The 15,622-nt window shown below is 53.1% G+C and carries 14 protein-coding genes; all 14 read left to right on the top strand.

Annotated elements, in window-relative coordinates; all coding sequences use genetic code 11:
- The first annotated feature begins 1 nt into the window (after nucleotide 1).
- The 14 genes from wzc to wcaJ all read left to right on the top strand — a co-directional run bounded on the left by wzc (nucleotide 2) and on the right by wcaJ (nucleotide 15,614).
- On the top strand, nucleotides 2-2,170 hold the full coding sequence (gene wzc / locus GA0061071_RS00990) for a tyrosine-protein kinase Wzc (RefSeq protein WP_061494061.1): 2,169 nt from the start codon (nucleotides 2-4) through the stop codon (nucleotides 2,168-2,170).
- Between the two features lie 108 nt (nucleotides 2,171-2,278).
- Complete coding sequence (gene wcaA / locus GA0061071_RS00985; protein ID WP_088238055.1) at nucleotides 2,279-3,124, top strand: colanic acid biosynthesis glycosyltransferase WcaA; 846 nt, start codon at nucleotides 2,279-2,281, stop codon at nucleotides 3,122-3,124.
- On the top strand, nucleotides 3,124-3,615 hold the full coding sequence (gene wcaB, locus GA0061071_RS00980) for a colanic acid biosynthesis acetyltransferase WcaB (RefSeq protein ID WP_061494063.1): 492 nt from the start codon (nucleotides 3,124-3,126) through the stop codon (nucleotides 3,613-3,615). The genes wcaA and wcaB overlap by 1 nt, the downstream gene beginning before the upstream one ends.
- Nucleotides 3,612-4,829 carry a colanic acid biosynthesis glycosyltransferase WcaC gene (gene wcaC, locus GA0061071_RS00975; protein WP_061494064.1) on the top strand — a complete coding sequence of 406 codons (1,218 nt, stop codon included), beginning with the start codon at nucleotides 3,612-3,614 and terminating at the stop codon, nucleotides 4,827-4,829. Before wcaB ends, wcaC begins: the two co-directional genes overlap by 4 nt.
- Entirely contained in the window at nucleotides 4,804-6,024 is a 1,221-nt protein-coding gene (gene wcaD / locus GA0061071_RS00970) for a colanic acid polymerase WcaD (protein WP_088238054.1), read from the top strand. The genes wcaC and wcaD overlap by 26 nt, the downstream gene beginning before the upstream one ends.
- Before the next feature lie 13 nt (nucleotides 6,025-6,037).
- Nucleotides 6,038-6,784, top strand: a complete 747-nt coding sequence (gene wcaE / locus GA0061071_RS00965) for a colanic acid biosynthesis glycosyltransferase WcaE (RefSeq protein WP_061494066.1) — start codon at nucleotides 6,038-6,040, stop codon at nucleotides 6,782-6,784.
- Nucleotides 6,785-6,806: 22 nt separating this feature from the next.
- A complete protein-coding gene (gene wcaF, locus GA0061071_RS00960; protein WP_061494067.1) occupies nucleotides 6,807-7,361 on the top strand; it encodes a colanic acid biosynthesis acetyltransferase WcaF in 555 nt (184 codons plus the stop codon).
- Between the two features lie 25 nt (nucleotides 7,362-7,386).
- Nucleotides 7,387-8,508: a GDP-mannose 4,6-dehydratase gene (gene gmd, locus GA0061071_RS00955; protein ID WP_061494068.1), complete on the top strand. Its 1,122-nt coding sequence runs from the start codon at nucleotides 7,387-7,389 to the stop codon at nucleotides 8,506-8,508.
- 2 nt (nucleotides 8,509-8,510) lie between these two features.
- Nucleotides 8,511-9,476, top strand: a complete 966-nt coding sequence (gene fcl, locus GA0061071_RS00950; RefSeq protein ID WP_088238053.1) for a GDP-L-fucose synthase — start codon at nucleotides 8,511-8,513, stop codon at nucleotides 9,474-9,476.
- A 2-nt stretch (nucleotides 9,477-9,478) separates the two neighbouring features.
- Complete coding sequence (locus GA0061071_RS00945; RefSeq protein ID WP_061494070.1) at nucleotides 9,479-9,952, top strand: GDP-mannose mannosyl hydrolase; 474 nt, start codon at nucleotides 9,479-9,481, stop codon at nucleotides 9,950-9,952.
- The gene (gene wcaI, locus GA0061071_RS00940; RefSeq protein WP_061494071.1) at nucleotides 9,949-11,247 is read left to right on the top strand and encodes a colanic acid biosynthesis fucosyltransferase WcaI; all 1,299 of its coding nucleotides are present in this window, start codon (nucleotides 9,949-9,951) and stop codon (nucleotides 11,245-11,247) included. The genes GA0061071_RS00945 and wcaI overlap by 4 nt, the downstream gene beginning before the upstream one ends.
- Nucleotides 11,244-12,680, top strand: coding sequence for a mannose-1-phosphate guanyltransferase (cpsB, locus tag GA0061071_RS00935; RefSeq protein WP_088238052.1), 1,437 nt, complete (start codon nucleotides 11,244-11,246; stop codon nucleotides 12,678-12,680). The genes wcaI and cpsB overlap by 4 nt, the downstream gene beginning before the upstream one ends.
- Before the next feature lie 110 nt (nucleotides 12,681-12,790).
- Nucleotides 12,791-14,161, top strand: a complete 1,371-nt coding sequence (cpsG, locus tag GA0061071_RS00930) for a colanic acid biosynthesis phosphomannomutase CpsG (RefSeq protein WP_061499857.1) — start codon at nucleotides 12,791-12,793, stop codon at nucleotides 14,159-14,161.
- Nucleotides 14,162-14,219: 58 nt separating this feature from the next.
- Nucleotides 14,220-15,614, top strand: coding sequence for an undecaprenyl-phosphate glucose phosphotransferase (gene wcaJ, locus GA0061071_RS00925; RefSeq protein WP_061494073.1), 1,395 nt, complete (start codon nucleotides 14,220-14,222; stop codon nucleotides 15,612-15,614).
- Nucleotides 15,615-15,622 lie beyond the last annotated feature (8 nt).

Raw genomic sequence — 15,622 nt, 5'->3', positions numbered from 1 at the left:
AATGACAGAGAAAACACACCATTCGCACCATGCCGCCCCGGCGGTGGGCAATGACGAAATCGATATTGGCCGTTTGTTCGGCACCATCGTTGAAGCTCGCTGGTGGGTACTGGGCATCACGGCCGTGTTTGCGCTTATCGCCGTCGTGTATTGCCTGTTTGCGACGCCCATTTACAGCGCCGATGCGCTGGTGCAAATCGAGCAGAACACGGGCAGCTCGCTGGTTCAGGACCTGAACAGCGCACTGTCGAACAAACCGCCTGCGTCGGAAGCGGAAATTCAGTTGATCCAGTCACGCATGGTGCTGGGCAAAACCGTTGACGATCTCGATCTCGACATTTCCGTGGTCAAAAATACCTTTCCCCTGTTTGGTGCCGGTTGGGACCGACTGATGGGACGTCAGAATGAAACGGTAAAAGTCACCTCTTTTACCTTGCCGAAAGGGAAAAATGAGGATACCTGGACGGTGAAGGTACTCGGCCCGAAACAGTACCTGTTAACCAGCGACAGCGGTTTTGAGGCGCGCGGTGAAGTGGGGCAGTTATTGAGTAAGGAGGGCGTCACCATGATGGTGAGCGCAATCCAGGCCTCCACCGACAGCGAATTTACCGTGACCAAATTCTCCACGCTGGGGATGATCAACAATCTGCAAAACAGCCTGACGGTGACGGAAACCGGTAAGGACACGGGCGTACTGAGCCTGAGTTTTACCGGGGAAGATCGCGATCAAATCCGCGCCATTCTGGACAGCATTACCCGCAATTACCTTGAGCAGAATATTGAGCGCAAATCAGAGGAAGCCGCGAAGAGTCTGATTTTCCTCGACAAGCAACTCCCGGAAGTGCGCCACAATCTGGACGTCGCTGAAGACAAACTGAACACCTATCGTCAGACGAAAGATTCTGTGGATTTGCCGCTGGAAGCGAAATCCGTACTGGATTCGATGGTCAATATTGATGCGCAGTTAAACGAACTGACCTTCCGTGAGGCCGAGATTTCCAAGTTGTACACGAAAGTGCACCCGGCCTACCGCACGTTGCTGGAAAAACGTCGCGCACTGGAAGATGAAAAAGCCAAACTGAACGATCGCATTACTGCAATGCCGCAAACGCAACAGGAAATTGTGCGTCTGACCCGTGATGTCGAATCTGGCCAGCAAGTCTACATGCAACTGCTGAATAAACAGCAGGAGCTGCGGATCACCCAGGCGAGCACCGTGGGGGATGTGCGCATCGTAGACCCGGCGATTACGCAACCGGGTGTACTGAAGCCGAAGAAAGTGCTGATCATTCTTGGCAGCATCATCCTTGGCCTGATTGTGTCGATTGTCGCGGTACTGCTGCGCTCCCTGTTCAACCGCGGTATCGAAAGCCCGCAGATTCTGGAAGAGCATGGCATGAATGTGTATGCCAGCATTCCGCTGTCGGAGTGGCAAAAAGCGCGTGATAGCGCCAAAACCGTCAAAGGCAGTAAGCGTTACAAACAGAGCCAGTTGTTGGCGGTGGGTAACCCGACGGATCTGGCTATTGAAGCGATACGCAGTCTGCGGACCAGTCTTCACTTCGCCATGATGCAGGCGAAAAACAACGTGCTGATGATGACCGGGGTCAGCCCGTCAATCGGTAAAACGTTCGTCTGTGCCAACCTGGCAGCGGTGATAAGCCAAACCAATAAACGCGTACTGCTGATCGACTGCGATATGCGTAAAGGGTATACACACGAGCTGCTGGGGACCGACAACGTTAATGGTCTGTCTGATGTACTGGCCGGGAAAGGTCCGGTGGAGAACTGCGCGAAACCGACGTCAATCAGCAACTTTGACCTCGTGCCGCGCGGGCAGATCCCACCGAACCCATCTGAACTGTTGATGAGCGAGCGTTTTTCACAACTGCTGAAATGGGCCAGCAGCCAGTATGACCTGGTGCTGATCGATACGCCGCCCATCCTCGCGGTGACGGATGCTGCAGTGGTAGGTCGCCATGCCGGTACCACGCTGATGGTCGCCCGCTATGCGGTGAACACGTTGAAAGAGATCCAGACCAGTTTGAGCCGTTTCGAACAGAACGGTATTGAAGTGAAAGGCGTGATCCTGAACTCGATTTTCCGCCGTGCTACCGGCTACCAGGATTACGGTTACTACGAGTACGAATACAAATCCGATTCGAAATAACAAGACCCTCACCTCTACCCTCAATGCGCTCCGCCCTCCTCCTGAATAAGAAGGGGAGGGCGGGAGTGGGGGCACAAGCGGCATGTTGAACGTATTAGGGATCGCATCATGAGCACAACAGCAAACCCGTTAATTTCCATTTATATGCCAACCTGGAACCGGCAGCAGCTGGCGATCCGCGCCATTAAATCGGTGCTGCGTCAGGATTACCCGCACTGGGAAATGATCATTGTTGATGATTGCTCCGCTACCTTCGAGCAACTGCAACAGTTTGTGGAAGAACTGGGCGACCCGCGTGTGAGCTACACGCGTAACGCGTTTAACTCCGGCGCGTGCGCGGTGCGTAACCAGGCGATTTTGCAGGCGAAAGGGCAGTACATCACCGGTATTGACGACGACGACGAGTGGACGCCAAATCGCCTGTCTGTGTTCCTGGCGCATAAAGATCTGCTCAACACGCGCGGTTTCTTATACGCCAATGATTATGTCTGCCAGGGCGAAGTGTACGCGCAGCCAACCAGCCTGCCGCTCTACCCGAAATCGCCGTTTTCCCGCAAGCTGTTTTACAAGCGCAATATTGTCGGGAATCAGGTGTTTACCTGGGCATGGCGCTTTAAAGAGAGCCTGTTTGATACGCAACTGAAGGCAGCTCAGGATTACGATATTTTTCTGCGCATGGTGGAAGAGTACGGCGAACCGGCGAAAATCGAAGAGGCCACGCAGATCCTGCACATTAACCACGGTGAAATGCAGATCACTTCATCGCCTAAGAAATTTTCCGGTTACTTCCACTTTTATCGCAAGCATAAAGCTAAATTCGACCGCGCCAGTAAAAAGTACCAGCTGTTTACCCTGTACCAGATCCGCAATAAGCGCATGAACTGGCGTACGTTGTTAACGCTGTTTTCCCTGCGTAATGGCAAGCGCCTGGCTGACGGGCTGCGGGGGAAATAATGCGACTGGAAGACTTTCGCGCTAATCACTGGAGCTTACGTCCTTGCTGCATGGTAGCGGCTTATCGCATCGCCCATTTTTGCTCCGTCTGGCGCAAAAAGCATGTCATTAACAACTTGTGGGCCGCCCCGGTGTTGCTGCTGTACCGTTTTGTCACTGAATGTCTGTTCGGTTACGAGATCCAGGCCGCAGCCACCATCGGCCGCCGCTTCACCATTCATCACGGCTACGCGGTGGTGATCAATAAAAACACCATCGCCGGGGATGACTTCACAATTCGCCACGGTGTCACTATCGGTAATCGCGGCGCGGAAAGTCTGGCCTGCCCGGTGATTGGCAACGGCGTTGAACTGGGCGCAAACGTGGTGATCATCGGCGACATTACCATTGGCAACAATGTCACCATCGGCGCGGGTAGCGTGGTGCTCGACAGTGTGCCGGACAATGCATTGGTGGTGGGTGAGAAGGCGCGTGTGAAGGTAATTAAATGAATATTTTACAGTTTAATGTGCGTCTCGCTGAAGGCGGCGCGGCCGGTGTGGCACTCGATCTGCATCAGCGCGCACTGCGAAAAGGCATGCAGTCACGCTTTATTTATGGTTATGGCAAAGGCGGCAAAAAAAGCGTCAGCCACGACGACTATCCGCAGGTTTATAAGCAGACGCCACGTCTGACGTCGATTGCTAACCTGGCGTTGTTCCGCCTGTTTAATCGTGATGTTTTCGGCAACCTGAATAATCTCTACCGCACGGTTACCCGTAGTGAAGAGCCGGTGGTGCTCCATTTTCATGTGATGCACAGCTACTGGCTGAATCTGGAAGAGGTGGTGACCTTTTGCCAGAAAGTGAAAGCGCACAAGCCGGACGTCACCTTTGTCTGGACGTTGCACGATCACTGGAGTGTTACCGGGCGCTGTGCCTTTACCGATGGTTGCGAAGGCTGGAAAGATCAGTGCAAAAAGTGCCCGACACTGTCGAACTATCCACCGGTCAAAGTGGACCGCGCGCATCACCTGGTGTCGGGCAAACGCCAGCGCTTCAATGACATGCTGGCACTGGGGTGTCAGTTTATTTCCCCCAGCCAGCACGTGGCGGATGCGTTTAATAGCCTCTACGGCGCGGGGCGTTGTCGCATTATCAATAACGGGATTGATGTCGCGACTGAGGCAATTTTGTCTGAATTGTCCCCGGTTACCGTCACGCAAGGGAAACCAAAAATCGCCGTTGTGGCCCATGATTTGCGGTATGACGGCAAAACCAACCAGCAGCTGGTGCGCGACATCATGGCGCTGGACTCCCGGGTGGAACTGCACACGTTTGGTAAGTTTTCGCCGTTTGAGGCGCCAAATGTGGTTAACCACGGTTTTCTGACAGATAAACGTAAACTGATGAGTGAACTCAACCAGATGGATGCGTTGCTGTTCACATCACGCGTGGATAACTATCCGCTTATTCTGTGTGAAGCGCTCTCTATCGGCGTGCCGGTGATTGCCACCCACAGCGATGCTGCGCGTGAAGTGTTGCAGAAATCGGGCGGTAAGACATTCAGTGAAGAAGAGGTACTGCCGTTGGTGCAGTGCCATAAAGCCGAGATTGCGCAGGCAGTATTTGGCGAAAGCCTGGAGACTTTCCGCGCACGTAGCCGTCAGGCATACAGTGGACAACAGATGCTGGAGGAGTATGTCTCATTCTATCAAGGTCTGTAGTTACCTTCTGCTCCCGCTGATTTACCTGCTGGTTAACGTCAAGATAGTCTCCCTGGGGGAGAGCTTTCCGGTGACCATCGTGACATTCCTGCCGGTACTGCTGTTGCTCTACGTTGAGCGCATCAACCTGAAAAAGTTGATGATCGCGTTAGGCGTTGGTGCTGCGTTAACGCTCTTTAACTATGTCTTCGGCAAGTCGCTGGATACCAGCAAATACGTGACCTCAACAATGCTGTTTGTCTACATCGTGATCATTATCGGCATGGTGTGGAGTATCCGCTTCAAAACCGTTTCACCGCATAACTATCGCAAGATTTTACGTTTTTTCTATGCCGTGGTGGCGCTGGTGGTGATGCTGGCGGCGATGGAAATGGCGCAGATTATCCTGACTGGCGGCAGCAGCCTGATGGAGGTTATTTCGAAATACCTCATCTACAGCAACAGTTACGTGCTGAATTTTATCAAATTTGGGGGTAAGCGAACCACAGCGCTATATTTCGAGCCCGCGTTCTTCGCTCTGGCATTAATCTCAATTTGGCTCAGCATCAAACAGTTCGGTATCAAAACTCCGAAGACCGATGCTATGATTTTGGCAGGGATAGTACTTTCGGGATCGTTCTCAGGGGTAATGACATTTATCTTGTTTTACCTGCTGGAATGGGCTTTCCAGTATTTGAACAAAGAAGCGATCCGAAAAAAGTTACCGTTGGCAATTATTTCATTGGCAGTCTTTATCGTCGGGGTTGTGTTTGCATTTCCATATATCGCGACGCGTGTCGGTGATTTAGGAACGGAAGGCTCTTCATCTTATTACCGCATTATCGGTCCGCTTGTGATGGTAGGATATTCGCTGACCAATATCGACGGGGTAGTAAGATTCGGCTCACTTTATGAATATGTCGCATCATTCGGAATCTTTAACGGTGCAGACGTCGGGAAAACAATAGACAATGGGTTGTATCTGTTAATCATTTATTTCTCGTGGTTTGCAGTAATACTAACCGGGTGGTACTTGTTTAAAGTTGGGAAAATGATGGTCAGTGCCTTCGGCAATAATCAGAATTTTCGTGTACAGCTTTACCTGTTTACACCGATATCGTTGTTTTTTACGGGGTCAATTTTTAGCCCGGAATATGCGTTTTTAATTGTTTGTCCGTTTATTCTGCGTAAAGCGCTGAATATAGTGAAAACATAAAGAGGTGGGTCAAATGCTGCTAACTGTTATTACTGTTGCATTTCGCAATCATGAAGGTGTGGTGAAGACCTGGCAGTCTCTGGCCCATCTGGCGAAAGCGCAGGATATCGAGTTCGAATGGATTGTCGTTGATGGCGGCTCGCAGGATGGTACTGCGGAATTTCTGAAAAATCTCAACGGTCAGTACAACTTACGCTATATTAGTGAACGCGACAAAGGCATTTACGATGCGATGAACAAAGGCATCGATATGGCCACGGGCCGCTTTGCGCTATTCCTTAATTCCGGCGATATTTTCCATGAAGAAATTGTGGATGTTGTTCGTCAGCTGGATGAAAAAACAGAAAATGCGATGTATATCGGTGATGCGATGCTGGACTTCGGCGATGGCACCAAAATACGTCGTAGTGCAAAACGTGGCTGGTATATTTACCACAGTCTGCCGGCCAGCCATCAGGCAATATTTTTCCCAGTAAATGGTCTGAAAACATACCCCTACGATCTGCAATTTAAAGTCTCTTCCGATTACGCATTAGCAGCCAGAATGTTTAAAGCGGGTTTTCCGTTTAAGCGTTTGAAAGGCCTTGTGTCTGAATTTTCAATGGGCGGCGTATCCACATCGAATAACCTTGAATTATGTCAGGATGCTCGCAAAGTTCAGCGCACAATATTGCGTGTGCCGGGTTTTTGGGCGCAATTGTCTTATATGTTGCGTTTGCGAACCACCGGTAAAGCAAAGGCCTTATATAACAAAGCATAGCGCTCAAATATAAGGAAAACAGATGCAGGATTTACAAGGATTCTCCGTGCCAAAAGGCTTTCGGGGCGGCAATGCTATTAAGGTTCAACTGTGGTGGGCCGTTCAGGCGACATTATTCGCGTGGTCCCCGCAAGTGCTGTATCGCTGGCGTGCTTTCTTATTACGTCTGTTTGGCGCAAAGGTAGGAAAAGGGGTGGTTATTCGCCCTTCAGTCAGAATTACCTACCCGTGGAAATTAACGTTAGGCGATTACAGCTGGGTAGGAGATGACGCAGTGTTATACACGCTGGGTGATATTTCTATCGGTGCAAATTCCGTTGTTTCACAGAAATGTTATTTGTGCACTGGCAGTCACGATTATATGAGCGCGCATTTCGACATTAACGCGACGCCTATCGTGATTGGTGAAAAGTGCTGGCTGGCGACGGATGTGTTTGTCGCGCCAGGCGTCACCATCGGCGACGGAACGGTGGTCGGTGCACGCAGCAGTGTTTTTAAATCGCTACCGGCAAATGTGATTTGCCGTGGCAATCCCGCAGTGGTGACGCGCGAACGCGTTGAAAAGGTAACTCCCTAACAGGGAACATTGAGGAAAATAAATTATGTCTAAAGTCGCTCTCATCACCGGCGTAACCGGGCAAGATGGTTCTTATCTGGCGGAACTGCTTCTGGAAAAGGGCTATGAAGTCCACGGCATTAAGCGTCGCGCCTCCTCATTCAATACCGAACGTGTGGATCACATCTACCAGGATCCGCACACCTGCAATCCGAAGTTCCACCTGCATTACGGTGATCTGACCGATACGTCAAACCTGACCCGTATCTTGCAAGAGGTTCAGCCGGATGAAGTGTACAACCTGGGAGCGATGAGCCACGTAGCGGTCTCCTTCGAATCTCCGGAATACACCGCCGATGTGGATGCGATGGGTACGCTGCGTCTGCTGGAAGCCATTCGCTTCCTTGGCCTTGAGAAGAAAACCCGTTTCTACCAGGCCTCCACCTCTGAGCTGTATGGCCTGGTGCAGGAAATTCCGCAGAAAGAAACCACGCCATTCTACCCGCGTTCTCCGTACGCGGTGGCCAAACTGTACGCCTACTGGATCACCGTTAACTACCGTGAATCTTATGGTATGTACGCCTGTAACGGCATTCTGTTTAACCACGAGTCTCCGCGCCGTGGTGAAACCTTCGTGACCCGCAAAATCACCCGCGCTATCGCCAACATCGCGCAGGGTCTCGAATCTTGCCTGTATCTCGGCAACATGGACTCCCTGCGTGACTGGGGCCATGCGAAAGACTACGTGAAAATGCAGTGGATGATGCTGCAACAGGAGAAACCGGAAGATTTCGTTATTGCCACCGGCGTGCAGTATTCCGTGCGTCAGTTCGTTGAAATGGCGGCAGCGCAACTGGGTATCAAACTGCGCTTTGAAGGTACCGGCGTGGAAGAGAAAGGCATTGTCGTTTCGGTGACCGGTCATGACGCACCGGGCGTGAAACCGGGCGATGTGATCATTGCCGTTGACCCACGCTACTTCCGTCCTGCTGAAGTGGAAACCCTGCTGGGCGACCCGACCAAAGCGCACGAAAAACTGGGCTGGAAGCCAGAAACGACGCTGCAAGAAATGGTCTCCGAGATGGTTGCAAAAGATCTGGAAGCAGCGAAAAAACACTCACTGCTTAAGGCCCACGGTTACGAGGTTGCCATCGCGCTGGAGTCCTGAGCATGACGAAACAACGTATTTTTGTGGCTGGCCATCGCGGAATGGTGGGGTCAGCCATCGTTCGGCAGCTTGAACAGCGTGCGGATGTTGAACTGGTTCTGCGTTCCCGTGAGGAGCTGAACCTGTTGGATTCCGCCGCCGTGCATGCGTTTTTCGCAAATGAACGCATCGATCAGGTCTACCTGGCGGCAGCGAAGGTGGGCGGTATTGTGGCGAACAATACCTACCCGGCGGACTTCATCTACGAAAATATGATGATTGAGAGCAACATCATTCATGCTGCGCACGTGCATGACGTGAATAAACTGTTGTTCCTCGGTTCGTCCTGCATTTACCCCAAACTGGCGCATCAGCCGATGGCGGAGAGCGAGCTGTTGCAAGGCACGCTGGAGCCGACCAACGAACCGTATGCGATTGCCAAAATTGCCGGCATCAAGCTGTGTGAATCCTACAACCGTCAATACGGTCGCGATTATCGCTCAGTGATGCCGACCAATTTGTACGGGCCAAACGATAACTTCCACCCGAGCAACTCGCACGTGATCCCTGCACTGCTCCGACGCTTCCATGAAGCGACGCAGGAGAATGCGCCGGATGTGGTGGTGTGGGGCAGCGGTACGCCAATGCGTGAATTCCTGCATGTGGATGACATGGCTGCTGCCAGCATTCACGTCCAGGAACTGGCGAGAGAAGTGTGGCTGGAAAATACCGAACCGATGCTGTCGCACATTAACGTCGGCACCGGGGTGGATTGCACGATCCGCGAACTGGCGCAAACCATGGCCAACGTGGTGGGCTACAAGGGTCGCGTGGTGTTTGATGCCACAAAACCGGATGGTACGCCGCGTAAATTGCTGGATGTGACACGTCTGCACCAGCTCGGCTGGTATCACGAGATTTCACTGGAAGCTGGCCTTGCCAGCACCTACCAGTGGTTCCTTGAAAACCAGCACCGGTTCCGGGGGTAGGCATGTTTTTGAGTCATGAAGATTTTGCCACGGTGGTGCGTTCAACCCCGCTGATTTCCATCGATTTGATCGTGGAGAATTCACGCGGCGAGTTTTTACTCGGTAAACGCACTAACCGTCCGGCCCAGGGATACTGGTTCGTGCCGGGCGGACGCGTGCAAAAGGATGAACCGCTGGCGGTGGCTTTCGAGCGCCTGACCCAGGCGGAACTGGGGCTGCGCCTGCCGATGTCGGCAGGTGAGTTCTACGGCGTCTGGCAGCACTTCTATGACGATAACTTCTCCGGTAGTGCGTTTTCCACCCACTACATTGTGCTCGGTTTCCGCTTGCGTGTGGACGAGGAGACGCTCGTGCTACCGCCGGATCAGCACAATGAATATCGCTGGGGAACGCCGGAGTCGCTGATTGCCGATCCGCTGGTACATGACAACAGCCGCGCCTATTTCCTCGATGCACAGGGAGTACCGGGCTTATGAAAATCCTGGTCTATGGCATCAACTACTCGCCGGAGCTGACCGGGATCGGTAAGTACACCGGCGAAATGGTGGAATGGATGGCCCGTCAGGGCCATGACGTGCGCGTGATCACTGCGCCGCCGTACTATCCGGAGTGGAAAGTCGGCGAGCATTACAGCGCATGGCGCTGGCGAAAAGAGCAGGGGGCCGCCACGGTGTGGCGTTGCCCGCTGTATGTGCCTCGTCAACCCTCGACGTTAAAGCGGTTGCTGCATCTGGGCAGCTTTGCCCTGAGCAGTTTCTTCCCGCTGATGGCGCAACGTAGCTGGAAACCGGATCGCATCATTGGCGTGGTGCCCACGTTGTTTTGTACACCGGGCATGCGCCTGCTGGCGAAGCTTTCGGGCGCACGCACGGTGTTGCACATTCAGGATTATGAAGTTGACGCGATGCTGGGCTTAGGCATGGCGGGCAAAGGCAAGAGCGGTCGCGTAGCGCGTCTGGCAGCGGCCTTTGAACGGAGTGGCCTGCATAACGTCGATAACGTCTCTACCATCTCCCGCTCCATGATGAATAAAGCACGGGAGAAAGGGGTGGCGGCAGACAAGATCATTTTCTTCCCGAACTGGTCCGAAGTGGCGCGCTTTCGCGATGTTGATGCAGAAAGCGTTGCACAGTTACGCCGCCACCTCGGTCTGCCGGATGACAAAAAAATCATTCTTTATTCCGGCAACATCGGTGAGAAGCAGGGGCTGGAAAACGTGATTGAAGCCGCTGCGCGCCTGCAAAACCATCCGTGGTTGTTTGTCATTGTCGGGCAGGGCGGCGGTAAGGCACGACTGGAAAAAATGGTCAGCGAACGCGGTCTGGACAACGTGAAATTTTTCCCGTTGCAGCCATACGATGCGTTGCCCGCATTGTTAAGCCTGGGCGATTGCCATCTGGTTATCCAGAAACGCGGCGCGGCGGATGCGGTGCTGCCGTCTAAGTTAACCAACATTCTGGCCGTCGGCGGCAATGCGGTGATCACCGCAGAAGAGAGTACCGAACTTGGCCAGCTATGCCTTGCGCAGCCGGGTATTGCGGTCTGCGTAGAGCCGGAATCGGTTGATGCGCTGGCCTGGGGCATCGAACGCGCGTTAGCGCTGCCCAAAAACAACACGGTGGCACGTGAATATGCCGAACGCACGCTCGAAAAAGAGAACGTGTTACGCCAATTTATTGCTGATATCAGCCCGGAAAATTCCGCGCAGCCAGCGCATGCACATGCGCAGCACGGCAGCCTGAATTTCGACGGCAATGGGGATAAATCATGAGTCAAACGCAACTGTATCCGGTAGTGATGGCCGGAGGTTCCGGTAGCCGTCTGTGGCCATTGTCCCGCGTGCTTTACCCTAAACAATTTCTGTGCCTGAAGGGCGATCTCACGATGCTGCAAACCACCGTCAATCGTTTGAACGGGGTGGAGTGCGAAAGCCCGGTGGTGATTTGTAACGAGCAGCACCGTTTTATCGTTGCCGAGCAACTGCGCCAGCTGCATAAGCTGACCGAAAACATCATTCTGGAACCGGCGGGGCGCAACACCGCGCCTGCTATCGCCCTCGCGGCGCTGGCGGTTAAGCGTCACAACCCGGATGCCGATCCGTTAATGCTGGTGCTGGCTGCCGACCACGTTATTCAGAACGAAGAGGCTTTCCGGACATCCGTTCGTAACGCTATTCCTTATGCGGAAAGCGGCAAACTGGTGACCTTCGGGATTGTGCCCGATCTGCCGGAAACCGGTTACGGCTATATCCGCCGTGGCGAGGTGTGTGAAGGCAAAGTGGATGCGGTTGCGTTTAACGTGGCGCAGTTTGTGGAAAAACCGAACCTGGAAACCGCCCAGGGCTATGTAGCCACCGGTGAATACTACTGGAATAGCGGCATGTTTCTGTTCCGTGCCGGTCGGTTCCTGGAAGAGTTGAAAAAATACCGTCCGGATATTCTTTCTGCATGTGAAAAGGCGATGGAGGCCACCGACCCGGATATGGACTTTATCCGTGTAGACGAAGACGCGTTTCTGGCCTGTCCGGAAGAGTCGATTGACTACGCGGTGATGGAGAGAACCGCCGATGCGGTTGTGGTGCCTATGGATGCAGGCTGGAGTGATGTTGGCTCCTGGTCTTCACTGTGGGAAATCAGCCAGCATACGCCGGAGGGAAACGTCCATCACGGTGACGTTATCAGTCATGACACCGAAAACAGCTACGTCTACGCGGAGTCCGGACTGGTGACGACCGTCGGTGTAAAAGATTTGGTGGTGGTACAGACCAAAGATGCGGTGCTGATTGCTGACCGTAACCATGTACAGGATGTGAAAAAAGTGGTGGAAAAAATCAAAGCAGATGGACGCCACGAACACCATATCCACCGTGAAGTCTATCGCCCGTGGGGGAAATACGACTCTATCGATTCCGGCGATCGCTACCAGGTTAAACGCATTACCGTCAAACCTGGCGAAGGCCTGTCCGTACAGATGCACCATCACCGCGCAGAGCACTGGGTGGTTGTGGCTGGCACGGCGAAAGTCACCATTAATGATGATGTCAAGTTGTTAGGCGAGAACGAGTCGATTTACATCCCGCTCGGTGCGCGCCATTGCCTGGAAAACCCGGGCAAAATTCCGCTCGACCTGATTGAGGTGCGCTCCGGTTCGTACCTTGAAGAGGATGACATCGTGCGATTCAAGGATCGCTACGGGCGTATTTAACGCCCGATGCCGGATAACGGAACCGCGTTCCGGTATTAAATTATTTATTAATCAATTATATATGGCCATTTTGCGGTCAAGGCTGACTGTTGCCTGAAGAAGAGGTAATGATGGAAAAATTAACCTGTTTTAAAGCTTACGATATCCGTGGAAAGCTGGGCGAAGAACTGAATGAAGAGATTGCATGGCGTATTGGCCGCGCCTACGGTGAATACCTGAAGCCGCAGACCATTGTGCTGGGTGGCGATGTTCGCCAGACCAGCGAGGCGCTGAAAATGGCGCTGGCAAAAGGTCTGCAGGATGCCGGAGTGGATGTACTCGATATCGGGCTTTCCGGTACCGAAGAGATCTATTTCGCGACCTTCCACCTTGGCGTGGATGGCGGCATTGAAGTGACCGCCAGTCATAATCCGATGGATTACAACGGCATGAAACTGGTGCGTAAGGGTGCGCGCCCGATCAGCGGCGATACCGGGCTGCGCGATGTGCAGCGCCTGGCGGAAGCCAATGACTTTCCTCCGGTAAACCCGAGCAAACGCGGCAGCTATAAACAAATCAACCTGCGTGATGCCTACATCGACCACCTGCTGGGGTATATCGATACCCGCAACCTGAAACCGCTGAAACTGGTGATCAACTCCGGTAATGGCGCGGCCGGTCCGGTGATCGACGCCATTGAGGCGCGTTTTAAGGCGCTTAACGTGCCGGTCACTTTTGTCAAAGTGCATAACGAACCGGATGGCACCTTCCCGCACGGTATTCCTAACCCTCTGCTGCCGGAATGCCGCGCGGATACCCGCAATGCAGTGATTGAACACCATGCGGATATGGGCATCGCGTTTGATGGCGATTTCGACCGCTGCTTCCTGTTCGACGGTGACGGCCAGTTTATTGAAGGTTACTACATTGTTGGCCTGCTGGCGGAAGCGTTCCTCGAAAAACATCCGGGGGCGAAGATCATTCATGACCCGCGCCTCTCCTGGAACACCGTGGACGTTGTCAGCCGTGCGGGTGGCACGCCGGTGATGTCGAAAACCGGGCACGCGTTTATTAAAGAGCGCATGCGTGAAGAAGATGCCATTTACGGCGGCGAGATGAGTGCGCACCACTATTTCCGCGACTTTGCCTATTGCGACAGCGGCATGATCCCATGGCTGCTGGTAACGGAATTGCTGTGCCTGAAAGGCAAAACGCTGGCCGAACTGGTTCGTGACCGCATGGTAGCGTTCCCGGCAAGTGGTGAAATCAACAGCAAACTGGCCGATCCGGCAACGGCGATTGCCCGCGTCGAACAACATTTCGCACCGGGGGCACAGGAAATCGATCGCACGGATGGCATCAGCATCGCGTTCCCGGACTGGCGCTTCAACCTGCGTTCGTCCAATACAGAACCGGTCGTGCGTCTCAATGTGGAATCCCGCCAGAATGTGCCGTTGATGGAAGCGCGAACGCAGGAAATTCTGGCGCTGTTGAATCAGTAAATATCAGGCGTTCCCCTCCCCTTGGTCGGGGAGGGTGAACATACAGGCAGGTACAACGATGACGAATCTAAAAAAGCGCGATCGGGCCAAAACGAATGCATCGTTAATCTCTATCGTGCAGCGCTTCTCCGACATCACCATTATGTTCGGCGGACTTTGGGTAGTGTGCAAAGTTAATGCGCTGCCGTTTTTCTACATGCATCTTATGATGGCTCTGATTACCCTGGTTGTCTTCCAGATGATTGGCGGAATGACGGATTTTTATCGCTCGTGGCGGGGCGTTAAGATCATGACCGAACTGACGTTGTTGTTGCAGAACTGGACGCTGAGCCTGATTTTCAGCGCAGGGCTGCTGGCGTTCAGCAATGATTTTGATAATACCTTCAGAATTTATCTCTCCTGGTATCTGTTAACCAGTATGGGGTTAATGATAAGTCGTGCGGTGATCCGTTTTGGCGCCGGCTGGCTGCGTAACCTGGGGTATAACACCCGTCGTGTCGCGGTGGCGGGTGATATGCCAATGGGGCAGGAGTTACTGGAAGGATTTCGCAATGAACCGTGGCTGGGTTTCGATGTGGTCGGTGTTTACCACGATCCGCAACCGGGTTGCATTACCACTGACTGGGCGGGTAACCTCGAGCAACTGGTCGATGACGCCAAGTCCGGCAAAATCCATAATGTCTACATCGCGATGTCGATGAATGATGCTGCTTGCATTAAGAATCTGGTGCGTCAGCTGGCGGACACCACCTGCTCCGTCATTCTGATTCCTGATGTCTTTACTTTCAATATCCTGCATTCCCGTGTTGAAGAGGTAAACGGTGTTCCGGTGGTGCCGCTGTATGACACGCCGTTGTCCGGCATTAACCGCATACTGAAACGCATCGAAGATATTGTGCTCTCTTCTTTGATTCTGCTGCTGATTTCCCCGGTGCTGTTGGGCATTTCTGTGGCGGTGAAACTCAGCTCGCCGGGGCCGATTATCTTTCGTCAGACGCGCTATGGCATGGATGGGAAACCCATCAAAGTGTGGAAATTCCGCTCCATGAAGGTGATGGAGAACGACAAAGTCGTGACCCAGGCTACACAGAACGATCCGCGCGTGACCCGCGTTGGCAGTTTTCTGCGCCGTACTTCGCTGGATGAATTGCCACAGTTTATCAATGTGCTGACGGGGGGAATGTCCATTGTGGGACCACGCCCGCACGCGGTTGCGCATAACGAACAATACCGTTCACTCATTGAAGGCTACATGCTCCGTCATAAAGTGAAACCGGGGATCACCGGCTGGGCGCAGATTAATGGCTGGCGCGGTGAGACGGACACGCTGGAAAAAATGGAAAAACGTATCGAATTTGACCTGGAGTACATTCGCGAATGGAGCTTGTGGTTCGATATCAAAATCGTTTTTCTGACCATCTTTAAAGGCTTTGTCAACAAAGCGGCGTATTAAGGAAAGGT

Source organism: Kosakonia oryzendophytica (genome assembly GCF_900094925.1).
In the GTDB taxonomy this organism is placed as follows: Bacteria; Pseudomonadota; Gammaproteobacteria; order Enterobacterales; family Enterobacteriaceae; genus Kosakonia; species Kosakonia oryzendophytica.
This window is presented reverse-complemented; position numbering and strand designations above follow the sequence as displayed.

Bases quoted from the DNA above. Each gene is read 5' to 3' on its own strand.
- cpsB (WP_088238052.1), top strand. From the start codon at position 11,244: ATGAGTCAAACGCAACTGTATCCGGTAGTGATGGCCGGAGGTTCCGGT.
- wcaF (WP_061494067.1), top strand. From the start codon at position 6,807: ATGCAGGATTTACAAGGATTCTCCGTGCCAAAAGGCTTTCGGGGCGGC.
- wcaD (WP_088238054.1), top strand. From the start codon at position 4,804: ATGTCTCATTCTATCAAGGTCTGTAGTTACCTTCTGCTCCCGCTGATT.
- wcaI (WP_061494071.1), top strand. From the start codon at position 9,949: ATGAAAATCCTGGTCTATGGCATCAACTACTCGCCGGAGCTGACCGGG.
- wcaB (WP_061494063.1), top strand. From the start codon at position 3,124: ATGCGACTGGAAGACTTTCGCGCTAATCACTGGAGCTTACGTCCTTGC.
- cpsG (WP_061499857.1), top strand. From the start codon at position 12,791: ATGGAAAAATTAACCTGTTTTAAAGCTTACGATATCCGTGGAAAGCTG.
- fcl (WP_088238053.1), top strand. From the start codon at position 8,511: ATGACGAAACAACGTATTTTTGTGGCTGGCCATCGCGGAATGGTGGGG.
- wcaJ (WP_061494073.1), top strand. From the start codon at position 14,220: ATGACGAATCTAAAAAAGCGCGATCGGGCCAAAACGAATGCATCGTTA.
- wzc (WP_061494061.1), top strand. From the start codon at position 2: ATGACAGAGAAAACACACCATTCGCACCATGCCGCCCCGGCGGTGGGC.
- wcaC (WP_061494064.1), top strand. From the start codon at position 3,612: ATGAATATTTTACAGTTTAATGTGCGTCTCGCTGAAGGCGGCGCGGCC.
- GA0061071_RS00945 (WP_061494070.1), top strand. From the start codon at position 9,479: ATGTTTTTGAGTCATGAAGATTTTGCCACGGTGGTGCGTTCAACCCCG.
- wcaA (WP_088238055.1), top strand. From the start codon at position 2,279: ATGAGCACAACAGCAAACCCGTTAATTTCCATTTATATGCCAACCTGG.
- wcaE (WP_061494066.1), top strand. From the start codon at position 6,038: ATGCTGCTAACTGTTATTACTGTTGCATTTCGCAATCATGAAGGTGTG.
- gmd (WP_061494068.1), top strand. From the start codon at position 7,387: ATGTCTAAAGTCGCTCTCATCACCGGCGTAACCGGGCAAGATGGTTCT.